This window comes from Herbaspirillum sp. C7C8 (assembly GCF_022627875.1).
Taxonomy (GTDB): domain Bacteria; phylum Pseudomonadota; class Gammaproteobacteria; order Burkholderiales; family Burkholderiaceae_D; genus Herbaspirillum.
This window is the reverse complement of sequence record NZ_JABXGG010000008.1, coordinates 91,394-103,967: the sequence shown is the minus strand read 5'-3', so window position 1 is coordinate 103,967 and position 12,574 is coordinate 91,394. Positions and strand designations below refer to the sequence as shown.

The window sequence follows — 12,574 nt, the reverse complement described above, 5'->3', positions numbered from 1 at the left end:
TTCACTCCCGGCACGGCACTCCCAGTGCGCGCAGCGACGCCCGCGTGGTCGCTGCATCGACGTGATGGATGCCGTGCCAACCCAGCGCACGACAGCCTTCGATATTCTTGTACGCATCATCGATGAAGACCAGCTCTTCGGGCTTCAGGTCCGGCAGGTGCCGTGCATAGCGCTCCAGCGCGATCTGGTAGATGCGCGGCTCGGGCTTGATGCAGCGTTCATGGCCTGAGACCACGATGTCGCGAAACAGCTGCATGAAATCGTGGTGGTCGCGCGCATGCGGATAGGTTTCCGACGACCAGTTGGTGAGGCCGAACACCGGCACCTGCTGCGCATGCAGTTCGCGCAAGAGCGCCACGCCTTCCGGCAACGGACCACGCAGCATCTCGGTCCAGCGATCGTAGAAGGCGCGAATCAGCGCATCGTGTTCAGGATACTGCCCCACCAGATGCGCAGTGGCCTCGGCCAGGGTGCGGCCGCCATCCTGCTGAACATTCCATTCGGGCGAACAGATGTGGGTGAGGAAGTGATTGCGCTCCTGCTCGTCGGCGATCAGTTGTTCGTACAGGTACTGCGGGTTCCAGTCGAAGAGCACGCCGCCGAAATCGAAGACGACGGCGCGGATGGGACTTGGTGCAGAAAACGTCATGGTTGAAATCCTGGGGTAAATAAGGCTGGCGTCGCGACGATAGCAGATCCGGAAGAACCGGGCCGAATTCATCCATTGCCCTGCTGAAGATGCAGAGATGCTTGCGGCCTGGTCAGCCTCCCCCCATCAATCCGCTTGCGCCTGCAACGCCTCCACCAGATAGTCAATGAGCACCCGCATCTTGGGCGCAATATGGCGCGACGATGGAAACAGCAGATAAGCCATGCCGGAATAATTGATATCGAAATTCCATTCCCGCAGAAGCCGGACGACACGACCGGCAGCCAAAGCCTCCCGCGCCACGAAATCGGGCACGCAGCCTACGCCCAGCCCCGCCTCGATGGCCGCCAGCCGCATCTCGCTGTGATTGATTGCGCAGCGACCGGCGACGATGATCTCGGCCGATCCGGTCTCGCAGACGAAGCGCCAGCGATTGTCCCGCTCCTGTTCACCCAGGGTCAGGCAGCTATGGCTCATCAGGTCTTCCGGATGATGGATCGGCCCATGGGCCGCGAGATACGCCGGACTGGCCAGTACCAGTTGCCGCACCGGCAGCAGGCCGCGCGCCACCATACCCGGCGGCGGCGTGTCCGTCAGCCGGATGACCAGATCCACGCCTTCACGCAGCGGATCAACCAGCCGGTCCACTACCATCAAATGCACATCCACCTCCGGATAGCTCGTCAGGAATTCCAACAGCACCGGCTGCAGCAGGTGCCGCGCAAACGCCTTGGGCGCACTCATCCTGACCAGTCCCTTGGGCGCGCCGGCATGGCCCTCGGCCGCCAGCAAGGTGGCGCGTGCGGCGGCCACCATCTTGCGTCCGTGCTCCAGCACATCCAGTCCGGCTTCGGTCAGGCGCAGTTGTCGCGTGGTGCGCTGGAACAATGCCACGCCCATCATCTTTTCCAGACGCGCTACCTGGCGGCTCACGGCCGAAGGCGTCATGCCCTGCTGACGCGCAGCGGCCGAAAAGCTGCCGGCGTCGACCACTCGCACGAACGTGACAAGCTCATGCAGTACCTCGGCCAACTCATTTGTTCTCATGCGGCACAACTCCTGTTCTTCATCCCTGGCTAGTCAGGTCTCATCGGTCCCAAGACAATACACCAGCTCTACCCAACGCCACGATGAGACCTCATGAACAAGTCCTCCCTGCTGCACGCCCCCGCCCGGCCTACAACCCTGCTGCGACTCAATCCTGTTGAATGGGCGCTGCTGCTGGTCGCCGTGATCTGGGGCGGCAGCTACAGCGCCGCGAAAATCGCCACGGAGCAGTTGCCGGTGCTGCAATTCCTGGTGCTGCGATTCGGCCTGACGTTTCTCCTGCTGGCCCCCGCCTTGCGCAGCATCACCTCTGTCCCCGCGTGGAAAAGATCGCTGGCAGGAGCCCTTCTACTGGGCGTGGTCCTGCTGGCCATCTTCATCTGCGAAACCGTCGGCGTATCGATGACGACGGCCTCCAATGCCGCCTTCCTGATCAGCCTGTGCGTGGTCTTCACGCCCTGGTGCGAGTGGCTGCTGCTGGGCCAGCGTCCCGGGCGTTCGGCGCTCATTGCGTGCGCGTTGTCGTTTGTGGGCGCTGCCTTGCTGGCATTCCAGGAGGGCGTCACGCTCTCGCACCTGAGCTGGGGCGATGCCCTGATGGTGCTGGCCGCGCTCCTGCGGGGTGTGATGGTGTGCCTGACACGCCGCCAGGGCCTGCGGTTCGGCTTGCCCGCACTCACGCTGACGGCGGTGCAGATGGGTGTCATGACGGCGGGATCGCTGGTGCTCATGATGGCCCTGCCGGGTCAGCGCTGGCTGCCCCTTCCGGCCACCGCCTCCTTCTGGTGGGCGATGGCGTTCCTGGTCTTGCTGTGTACCATCGTGGCCTTCTTCGTACAGAACCATGCGGCCGCACGCACCAGTGCGTCACGCGTGGCCCTGCTGATGGGCAGCGAGCCGCTGTGGGGAGCGCTCATCGCGGTGGTGTGGATGAAGGAACACCTGTCCCTGCAGGGATGGATGGGTGGCTTGCTGATCGTGGGGGCCACGGGGTGGGTGCTGCGGCCGCGTAACCATTCGACCTAACCCGGCCTACAACCCCCGCAAAAAATCAAACAACTCCGGCACATCCGCATACCCCACATTGAAGCGGAAGCTGGTCTTGTGCGGCGCCGACAGATGGAAGAAATCCCCCGGTGCCAGCCAGATACCCTTCTGCCGCGCCCGGTCCGCGATCTCGCGTGCTGACAATTCACAGCCCTCGATGGTGGCCCAGCTGAACATGCCGCCGCGCGCCGTCGTGAAGGGCGTCAGGCCGACTTCGGTCAACTTGGCGTTGAGCGTGGACTGGGCATTGAGGAGCGTCGCATTGAGCGTCTGCACATGACGCCGGTGATGGCCTTCGGTGAGCACGTTATGCACCAGGCGCTCGTTGATCTCCGAATTGGTCAGCGTCAACACCATCTTGGTATGCACGATCTGCCGCGCCAGTTCGCGCTGGCAGGCGATGTAGCCGACCCGCAGCGACGGCGCGATGGTCTTGGAATAACTGCCCACGTAGATCACCCGTTGCAAGCCATCGAGCGCAGCCAGCATGGGATCGGTGGCCTGTCCCAGTTCGCGGAAGATGTCGTCCTCCACCACCCAGAAACCATAGCGCTCGGCCGCCTGCAATACGCGCATGGCGCAGGCCGGCGTGTAGGACGTCCCCGTCGGGTTCTGCAGCACGCTGGTCGTGAAGAACATCCTGGGATGATGCGTGCGCGCCAGCGTGTCCAGCATGTCGGTGTCCACGCCACCGGGCGTACGCGGTACGCCGATCACGTTCAGGCCGGCCAGGCGCAGCATCGCAATCAGGTTGCAGTAACCGGGATCATCGATGAGCACCGTATCGCCCGGCTGGGTCATGGTGCGGATGATCAGGTCCAGCGCCTGCGTGGCGCCATGCGTGGTCAGCACCTGCTCGATGCCCAGTTCCAGCGCCCAATGCCCGAGGAACTGCGCGATGAGCTGACGCAGCGGCGCATATCCGTAAGGGTGGCCATAGCCGACCTGCTGGGCACCGGGCGAACGGATGATGCGGCGCTCGGCCTGGTGCAGGCCCTCATCGTTGAGCCACTTGCCGGGCAGCCAGCCGCAACCGGCCTTGATGGGCACGCGCTCGTCGGCAAACATTTCCGAGAGCAGCCAGGCCGAGTCAATCACCGGCTCGGGCGGCACGAAGACGGCACGCGCCCCGGATTGCCCGGCACGCGCGGCGACAAAGAAACCGGCACCGCGCCGGGCCTGCAGCATGCCGCGCGCCACCAGCTGCTCGTAGGCTTCCACCACGGTGGAGGAGCCGATGTCATGATGCTGCGCGAACTGGCGTACCGAGGGCAGGCGCTCGCCGGAACGCAATTCGCCCGATTCGATCAGGCCGGCCAGACCAGCCGTCACCTGCTCCACCAGGCGCTCAGCCGTCTTGCGTCTCAAATCCAGTTGCAACGGTGCGCTGGCGGGCTTGGCCATGGCATCCTTTCTGACAGTGTGTGGCGGCTGGCGGGAGACTGCATTGCTCCCGCAGGCCAAAGTGTAGGCGAAAATACAGAACTGTATTGGTCCCGGTGGCGTGACTCCCGATACACGCAAATCAGGCCGCATCCCCTTTGAATACGGGAATGACGACAGGCTGACCATGCCCAGGCAGGCAGCGCTCTCCCGCCAGATGGAGCAATACAGTTTCCCCTGAAGACCAATACAGTTTCCAGCGAAAATCAAAAGTGTAGCTAACAATGCGGGCGCTGTCTGGCAATAATCAGGCACTGTCTTTCATTTCCCCGAATTCTCCCTTTTTCACGGTGCCTGCCATGTCCAGCCAAGACCAAACGCATCCCTCCAGCCTGTCGGCCTACTGGATGCCCTTCACTGCCAACCGCAACTTCAAGTCCGCGCCACGCATGCTGGTGTCGGCTGAAGGCATGCACTACCGCGACGACGCCGGCAACGCCATCCTGGACGGTACCGCCGGCCTGTGGTGCGTACCGCTGGGCCACGCCCATCCCAAGATCGTATCGGCCGTGCAGAAGTCCGTGGCTACGCTGGACTATGCGCCCTCCTTCCAGCTCGGCCACCCGAGCGCCTTCGAACTGGCCGAGCGCCTCAAGGCCTACACCGGCAACCGCTTCGCCAACGTGTTCTACACCGGTTCCGGCTCGGAAGCAGTGGATACGGCGCTCAAGATCGCCCTGGCCTATCACCGCGCCAAGGGCAACGCCACCCGCACCCGCCTGATCGGCCGCGAACGCGGCTATCACGGTGTGGGCTTCGGCGGCATGTCGGTGGGCGGCATCGGCGGCAATCGCAAGACCTTCAGCACCGCGCTGCTGCCGGGCGTGGACCACCTGCCGCATACCCACAACCTGGAAAAGAATGCCTTCACCAAGGGCGAGCCGGAGTACGGCGCGCACCTGGCCGATGAGCTCGAACGCCTGGTCACCCTGCACGACGCCTCCAACATCGCCGCCGTGATCGTGGAACCGGTGGCCGGCTCCACGGGCGTGCTGATCCCGCCCAAGGGCTACTTGAAGCGCCTGCGCGAAATCTGCACCAAGCACGGCATCCTGTTGATCTTCGATGAAGTCATCACCGGCTTCGGCCGCCTGGGGACGCCCTTTGCGTCCGACTACTTCGATGTGGAACCGGATATCTTCACCACCGCCAAGGGCCTCACCAATGGCGTGGTGCCGATGGGCGCGGTGTTCGTCAAGAAAGAGATCCACGATGCCTTCATGAACGGTCCGGATGGCATCGAACTGTTCCACGGCTATACCTATTCGGGTCACCCGCTGGCCTGCGCAGCCGGCCTGGCTTCGCTGGAGGTGTTCCAGACCGAAGGCGTGCTGGAGAATGCGCAAGCGGTGTCGGATTATTTCCAGGAGGCGGCGCACTCCCTGCGCGGCCTGCCGCACGTGATCGATGTGCGCACCATCGGCCTGATCGCCGGCATCGAGCTGGCCTCCATCCAGGGCCGCGTCGGTGCCCGCGCCTATGACGCCTTCGTGCGTGCCTTCAATGACGGCATCCTGATCCGCGTCACCGGCGACATCATCGCCCTGTCGCCGCCGCTGATCATCAACAAGCAGCAGATCGACGAACTGTTCGGCAAGCTGGCGGCCATCCTCAAGACCCTGGCCTGATCCCCCTTCACGAAAAAAATACGCAAGAAAGAGTCATGGAAAAGATTGCACACTACATCGGCGGCGCGCGCGTCGATACCACCAGCGGGCGCTATGCCGATGTCTTCAACCCGGCCCAGGGTGTGCCGGTGGCGCAGGTCGCGCTGGGTACGGCCGACGAGGTCGATGCGGCAGTGAAGGCCGGTGTGGCCGCCTTTCCGGCCTGGTCCAACACGCCGCCGCTGACGCGCGCGCGGGTACTGTTCCGCTTCCTGCACCTGATCCAGCAGCGCGCCGACGACTTCGCCCGCATCATCGTGCGCGAGCACGGCAAGACCTTCTCGGATGCCCAGGGCGAAGTGGCGCGCGGCATCGAGATCGTCGAGTTTGCCGCCGGTATCCCGCAGATGCTCAAGGGGGAATACACCGACCAGATCGCCCGCGGCATCGACGCCTGGTCGATGCGCCAGGCGCTGGGCGTGGTGGCCGGCATCACGCCGTTCAACTTCCCGGCGATGGTGCCGATGTGGATGTTCCCCATCGCCATTGCCTGCGGCAACTGCTTCGTGCTGAAACCTTCCGAACGCGATCCCTCGGCCGCGCTGCTGATCGCCGATCTGTTGAAGGAGGCCGGCCTGCCCGATGGCGTCTTCAACGTCATCCAGGGCGACAAGGTCACCGTCGATGCCCTGCTCGATCATCCGCAGGTCAAGGCCATCAGCTTCGTCGGCTCGACCCCGATTGCGGAATACATCTACGCCCGTGGCTCGGCCAAGGGCAAGCGCGTGCAGGCCCTGGGCGGCGCCAAGAACCACATGGTGGTGATGCCCGACGCCGACATGCAGCTGGCCGTGGACGCTTTGATGGGCGCAGCTTACGGCTCGGCCGGCGAGCGCTGCATGGCGATCTCGGTGGCAGTGGCCGTGGGCAGCGCCGGTGATGAACTGGTGGCCGCACTGGCCGAGCGCGCGCGCAAGCTGAAGATCAACGAAGGCATGGCGGCCGGTGCCGAGATGGGTCCGGTGGTGACAGCGGCGGCCAAGCAACGTATTGAAAGCCTCATCGGCCGTGGCGTGGAAGAAGGCGCAACGCTGGTGGTGGATGGCCGTGGTTATCAGGTGCCAGGATTCGAGAAGGGCTTCTTCGTCGGTGGCACGCTGCTCGATCACGTCACCCCCGAAATGACGGTCTACAAGGAGGAAATCTTTGGCCCGGTGCTGTGCGTACTGCGCTGCCCGGACATCGCCAGCGCGGTGGAGCTGATCAATGCGCACGAGTATGGCAACGGCGTGGCAGTCTATACCCGTGACGGCGGCGTGGCGCGCGAGTTCGTGCGCCAGATCGAAGTGGGCATGGTGGGAGTGAACGTGCCGCTGCCGGTGCCGATGGCCTTCAGCAGCTTCGGCGGCTGGAAGCGCAGTCTCTTCGGCGACCATCACATGTACGGACCGGAGGGGGTGCGCTTCTACACCCGGGCCAAGGCGGTGATGCAGCGCTGGCCCAATACCGCCAGTGCAGGTGCGGAATTCGCTTTCCCGCAGATGAAATAAACAGGATCAACGGCATGAAATTTTCATGCCGTTTTTCTTTGGCGGATGCGTATGATGAAGGTCCGGCGCCACCGATGGCCGTCGGCCTTGTTGGTGCAGAAAACGTCAGGCACGGTGCAGGAAGCATCAGCCATCCTCAGCCCGCAGGAAGTCACGTCCGGGCTTGCACCAAAGCAGGAAAACTTAGAAAACCAGACCGTCGTGGATGATCGGTGGAGACACACCGACAGCACGGGAGAACGGCAAACCACAACTGGAGACACGCTCTTAGGAGCAGCAGGAGGAGCCTCATGCCGGCTCACGCCACGCGGCGCAAAGGCGCGCCGCAGCAGCGTTTCATTCGTCGTCACGTACTGTCTTGCGGCTCTGTCGCCAGACGGCGCGACCCTGTTGACCGACGCTTTTCCGCCCGTTCGCGGCGGAGGATTTCTCACGTCCATGCAAATCAAGCCTGCGCGATCTTCCTAAGTTTTTTGGGAGGAACGGGCATGGAACTTGCGTTGACGGGCAGTACTGCAGCATTGCGCAATTCCGTGGATGTCATCTGTCAATCGTTAGCCTTGAGGGAGAAACAAGCATGATCAGCCGTCGCAATTTCCTGAAACTGTCTGCACTGGCCGCACCCGGCGCACTGAGCTACCACGATGTCTTTGCCCAGGCCGAGAGCATTGCCTTCGGCTGTCCGGTGCCGATGTCCGGCCCCTTCGCTGCCAACGGCAAGTTCGCCGACATGGGCATGAAGCTGGCCCTGCAGAAATACGGCAAGGTACTGGGCAAGAGCACCAGCTACGTCAACCTCGACACCGAAGGCAAACCCGCCACCGCCGTACGCAAGATGCAGGAGACCATCGAGAAGGGCACGCGCTTCTTCGCCGGCGGCATCCTCTCCGGCGAGGCGCTGGCCATGGGCAAGGAAGCCGACAAGGCTGGCGCGGTCTTCATCACCACCGCCGGGGCCGACGAGATCACCGGCAGCGACTGCAACCACGCCACCTTCCGCTGGTCGGTGCCGACCTTCGGTGCGATTGAACAGACCGTGCGCCCGCTGCTGGAGAAGATGCCCAATGCCAAGCGCTGGTACACCATCACGCCGCAATACGTGTTCGGTGAAGGCTTGCTGTCGGCGGCCAAGAACATCTTCAAGGAAAAGGGCATCGAGCATGTGGGCAACAGCTACCACTCGCTGAGCGAGAAGGAATTCTCCGGCTATCTCACCAATGCCATTGCCGCCAAACCCGACGTGCTGCTGTTGCTCAACTTCGGCTCGCAGTCCTCCGATACCTTGCGCCAGGCCGTCAGCTTCGGCATGAAGAACAACTGCACCATCCTCATGGCCTGGGCGTCGGGGCTGGAACAGTTCGAGACCCTGGGCGCGGATATCTGCGATGGCGTCTACTTCGGCGCGCAGTACTGGCATGCCATCGATTCGCCCTTCAACAAGGAATTCGTCAAGCTGGTCAACGACAAGCTCAAGATGGATCCCAACTACAGCCTGGCCGGTTCCTACATCTGTACCAAGATCATTCTGGACGCCATCATCAAGGCCAACAGTACCGATCCCAAGGCGGTGATCGCGGCCATGGAAGGCATGAAGTACGAGGGGCTGACCGGTACCGAGGAAATCCGCAAGGGCGATCACCAGGTCATCAAGAACTACTACCTGCTCAAGGGCAAGGCCAAGGCGAAGATGGCCAACAAGAATGACTATGCGGACATCGTTTCCTCCGGCCAGTCCTTCCTGGCGCTCGAGAAGACGCAGTGCAAGCTGTGATGTCCATGCCTTGAGTTTCAGGGCCTGTTCGCCTGCCTGGCGAACAGGTCGCATTTGCTGCATCTTCGTCACGAGGTTCCATGAACATCTATCTGCTGCAGATCGCCAATGGCGTAGGCATCGGCATGCTCTACTTCCTGCTGGCGGTGGGCCTGTCGATCGTCTTCGGCCTGCTGCGCTTCGTCAATTTCTCGCATGGCGCCTTCTTCCTGCTGGGCGCCTATCTCTGCTATCAGGTCACCAGCCTGGGCCTCGATTTCTGGTGGTCGCTGCTCATTGCACCGCTGCTCGTGGGTCTGTTCGCGTGGGTGGTGGAGCGCTTCGTGCTGCGCCATGTCTATGCGCTGCCGCATCACTTCCACATTCTCTTCACGGTCGGCATGGCGCTGGTGATCCAGGAAGCGGTGATCTCGGTATGGGGGCCGCTGGGCAACAACGTCTCGCCGCCCGATCTGCTGCAAGGGGTGGTGATGTGGGGCGGCTTCGTCTATCCCAAGTACCGGCTCTTCGTCATCGGCCTGACCGCCGTCATGGCGCTGCTGCTATGGTGGGTGCTGGAAGGCACGCGCCTGGGCTCGATCGTGCGCGCCGGTTCGGAATCGACCGAAATGGTCAGCCTGCTCGGCTTGAACATTCAACGCATCTTCAGCCTGGTCTTCGCCCTGGGCGCGGCCACGGCCGGTCTTGCCGGGGCGCTGGCCGCACCGATCCGCGGAGCCGATCCCTTCATGGGCGTGGAAGCGCTGGGCATCGCCTTCGTGGTGGTGGTCATCGGCGGGCTGGGCAGCTTCTGGGGGGCCCTCATCGGCGGCATCCTGGTCGGCATCGTGCAAAGCGTGATGAGCACGGTCTGGTCCGAGGGCGCGCACCTGATGATTTACGTGGCCATGGCGGCCGTGATGCTGCTGCGTCCGAATGGCCTGCTGGGCCGGCCCGGCGCGGCCTGACGCGGTTCATGCCACTTGACGTTTTCTGCACCGAGGCTTCCATGAAACAGATTGCGCATTTCCGTTACACCCTGCTGGCAGCCGCTGTGGCGCTGCTGCTGCCCATGCTGCTGCCCTCCGGCACGCTGGCCACCGAAGTGCTGGTGTTCGCGCTGGCCGCGCTGGGCTGCAACCTGCTGCTGGGTTATACCGGCCTGATGTCCTTCGGCCAGGGCATCTTCTTTGGCGTGGGCAGCTATACCGCTGGCGTGGTGCTGCTGCAGTTGAAGCTGGCGCTGCTGCCGGCCCTGGCGCTGGCCGCGCTCGGTGGCGCACTGGTGGCGCTGCTAGTGGGCTGGTTCTCGATCCGCCAGCGCGGCACCTACTTCGTCATGCTCACGCTGGCCTTTGCCCAGATGTTTTACTTCCTCGCCTATACGATGAAGGACGTCACGGGCGGAGACAACGGCCTGCTGGACATCCCGCGTCCGCCGCTGTCGCTGTTGGGGATGACGCTGCTGTCGACCACCTCGTCCTGGCAGTACTACACGGTGGTGGCCATCCTGTTCGTGCTGGTGTTCTGGCTGCTGCAGCGGGTGGTCGATTCGGTACTGGGCAAGACGCTGCTGGCGGTGCGCGAGAACGAGGCGCGTGCTTCCGCCCTGGGCTATGACGTACGCCTGCTCAAACTGGCCGCCTTCGTCATCTCCGGCGCCGTCACCGGTCTGGCCGGTGGCCTGCACGCCATGATGACGGGTGTGGCACCGCTGTCCAACATCGAGTACCACACCAGCGAAGCGATCCTGGTGATGACCGTCATCGGCGGCACCGGCAACCTGTTCGCCTCGGTGCTGGGGGCGAGCTTCTATGTGCTGGTGGGCAACTGGCTCTCCACGCTGTGGCCGCGCTGGCTGATGCTGCTGGGGCTGCTGCTGATCACGGTCAGCCTGTACATGCAGAAGGGCCTGTTCGGACTGGCCGTGAAGATCATCGATGCCGTGCGCGGTCACAAGAAGGAACCGGTGCAGGCCGCCAGCACGACTGCGACCAAGGAGAAGCATTCATGAGCCGCCCCATCCTGCAAGCGCTCAACGTGACCAAGCGCTACGGCAAGTTCACCGCCGTCAACGGCATCACGCTGGAGGTCGAGGCCGGTACCGTGCATTCGGTGATCGGTCCCAATGGTGCGGGCAAGACCACGCTGTTCCATACCCTGACCGGTACCACGCCCATCACCGAGGGCAGCATCCTGGTCGAGGGTGAGGAAGTGGCGCATCTGCCGGGCAATCGCCGGGTGCAGAAGGGACTGGCGCGCTCCTTCCAGGTGACCAGCCTGTTTCCCAACCTGAGCGTGCGCGAGAACCTGCGGCTGGCTGCGCAGGGCCGCGCGCCGCTGGCGGCCCTCAATCCCTGGAAACGTGCCGAACAATTCACTGCGGCCTGCGCACTGGCCGATGAACTGGTGGCGCGCCTGTCCCTGCAGGGCGTTGCCGAGCGGGCCTGTGCAGAACTTTCACATGGCCAGCAACGCAGGCTGGAAGTGGGCATGGCCATGGCCGGGCGGCCCAAGGTGATCTTCCTGGACGAGCCGACCTCGGGCATGGGCATCGACGACATTGCCGACATGAAGCAGCTCATCCACGGGTTGCGGAAGGATTACACGGTGGTGCTGATCGAACACAACATGGATATCGTCATGGATATCTCGGACCGCGTCACGGTGATGCAGCTGGGCCAGATCCTGGCGCAGGGCAAGCCGGCCGAGATCCGCAACGATGAACGCGTGCGCCGGGCCTATCTCGGCAGCATGATCACCGGAGGCAAAGCATGATCCTGCAAGTTGAAGACGTTCACGGCTACTATGGCAAGAGCCACATCCTGCAGGGCGTATCGCTGCAGGTCGATGCGGGCGAGGTGGTCACGCTGCTGGGACGCAATGGCGCGGGCAAGACCACGACCTTGAAGAGCATTGTCGGCGTGGTGCCGCCGGCACAGGGTCGGGTGCTCTTCGAGGGGCAGGTCATCAGCGCACTGCCTTCCTACAAGATCGCTGCGCGCGGCGTATGCCTGGTGCCGGAGCATCGCGGCATCTTCAAGCTGCTGACCGTGGAAGAAAACCTGACCATGGCCGCGCGCAAGGAGTCGGCGTGGGGGCTGGAGGAGGTCTACACCATCTTCCCGCGCCTGAAGGAGCGCCGCAGGAATGGCGGCGGCCAGCTCTCGGGCGGTGAGCAGCAGATGCTGGCCATTGCGCGCGCGCTGATGACCCATCCGCGCGTGCTGATGCTGGATGAACCGGTGGAAGGACTGGCACCGGTGATCGTCGACGAGATCGTGGCGCAGATCAAGCAGATCAAGCGCACCGGGATGTCCATCATCCTGGTGGAGCAGAACCTGGAAGTCTGTACCCAACTGGCGGACCGGCATTACATCGTCGAGCAGGGACGCATCGTCTACAGCGGCAGCAATGCCGCGTTCCTGGCCGATGAGGGCGTCAAGGACCGTTATCTGGGCGTGAATCTGGCGGCGTGAGG

General features: G+C 63.4%; 11 protein-coding genes. 8 read left to right on the top strand and 3 right to left on the bottom strand.

What is annotated here, in order from left to right:
• Window position 1 precedes the first annotated feature (1 nt).
• Together HWE01_RS11685 and HWE01_RS11680 are read right to left on the bottom strand one after the other, a co-directional pair.
• Window positions 2-649: an HAD family hydrolase gene (locus HWE01_RS11685; RefSeq protein ID WP_008333525.1), complete on the bottom strand. Its 648-nt coding sequence runs from the start codon at window positions 647-649 to the stop codon at window positions 2-4.
• A 126-nt stretch (window positions 650-775) separates the two neighbouring features.
• On the bottom strand, window positions 776-1,696 hold the full coding sequence (locus HWE01_RS11680; RefSeq protein WP_175343765.1) for a LysR family transcriptional regulator: 921 nt from the start codon (window positions 1,694-1,696) through the stop codon (window positions 776-778).
• A gap of 93 nt (window positions 1,697-1,789) precedes the next feature.
• On the opposite strand from HWE01_RS11680, the gene HWE01_RS11675 reads away from it, so the two are divergent.
• Window positions 1,790-2,722, top strand: a complete 933-nt coding sequence (locus tag HWE01_RS11675; RefSeq protein WP_241821889.1) for a DMT family transporter — start codon at window positions 1,790-1,792, stop codon at window positions 2,720-2,722.
• A gap of 6 nt (window positions 2,723-2,728) precedes the next feature.
• On the opposite strand, the gene HWE01_RS11670 is transcribed toward HWE01_RS11675, so the two are convergent.
• A complete protein-coding gene (locus tag HWE01_RS11670) occupies window positions 2,729-4,147 on the bottom strand; it encodes an aminotransferase-like domain-containing protein (RefSeq protein ID WP_241821888.1) in 1,419 nt (472 codons plus the stop codon).
• 338 nt (window positions 4,148-4,485) lie between these two features.
• Between HWE01_RS11670 and aptA the strand changes: the two genes are divergently transcribed.
• The 7 genes from aptA (at window position 4,486) to HWE01_RS11635 (ending at window position 12,572) form a co-directional block, all read left to right on the top strand.
• Window positions 4,486-5,814 (top strand): omega-aminotransferase AptA, encoded by a 1,329-nt coding sequence (gene aptA, locus HWE01_RS11665; RefSeq protein ID WP_008333533.1) that lies wholly within the window; start codon window positions 4,486-4,488, stop codon window positions 5,812-5,814.
• 35 nt (window positions 5,815-5,849) lie between these two features.
• On the top strand, window positions 5,850-7,343 hold the full coding sequence (locus HWE01_RS11660; RefSeq protein WP_008333534.1) for a CoA-acylating methylmalonate-semialdehyde dehydrogenase: 1,494 nt from the start codon (window positions 5,850-5,852) through the stop codon (window positions 7,341-7,343).
• Between the two features lie 577 nt (window positions 7,344-7,920).
• Entirely contained in the window at window positions 7,921-9,114 is a 1,194-nt protein-coding gene (locus HWE01_RS11655; RefSeq protein ID WP_008333535.1) for an ABC transporter substrate-binding protein, read from the top strand.
• An 80-nt stretch (window positions 9,115-9,194) separates the two neighbouring features.
• Window positions 9,195-10,061 carry a branched-chain amino acid ABC transporter permease gene (locus tag HWE01_RS11650; RefSeq protein ID WP_241821887.1) on the top strand — a complete coding sequence of 289 codons (867 nt, stop codon included), beginning with the start codon at window positions 9,195-9,197 and terminating at the stop codon, window positions 10,059-10,061.
• Window positions 10,062-10,102: 41 nt separating this feature from the next.
• A complete protein-coding gene (locus HWE01_RS11645) occupies window positions 10,103-11,107 on the top strand; it encodes a branched-chain amino acid ABC transporter permease (RefSeq protein WP_241821886.1) in 1,005 nt (334 codons plus the stop codon).
• Window positions 11,104-11,871, top strand: a complete 768-nt coding sequence (locus HWE01_RS11640) for an ABC transporter ATP-binding protein (RefSeq protein ID WP_175343771.1) — start codon at window positions 11,104-11,106, stop codon at window positions 11,869-11,871. The genes HWE01_RS11645 and HWE01_RS11640 overlap by 4 nt, the downstream gene beginning before the upstream one ends.
• Window positions 11,868-12,572, top strand: a complete 705-nt coding sequence (locus tag HWE01_RS11635; RefSeq protein WP_175343772.1) for an ABC transporter ATP-binding protein — start codon at window positions 11,868-11,870, stop codon at window positions 12,570-12,572. Before HWE01_RS11640 ends, HWE01_RS11635 begins: the two co-directional genes overlap by 4 nt.
• Window positions 12,573-12,574: the final 2 nt, after the last annotated feature.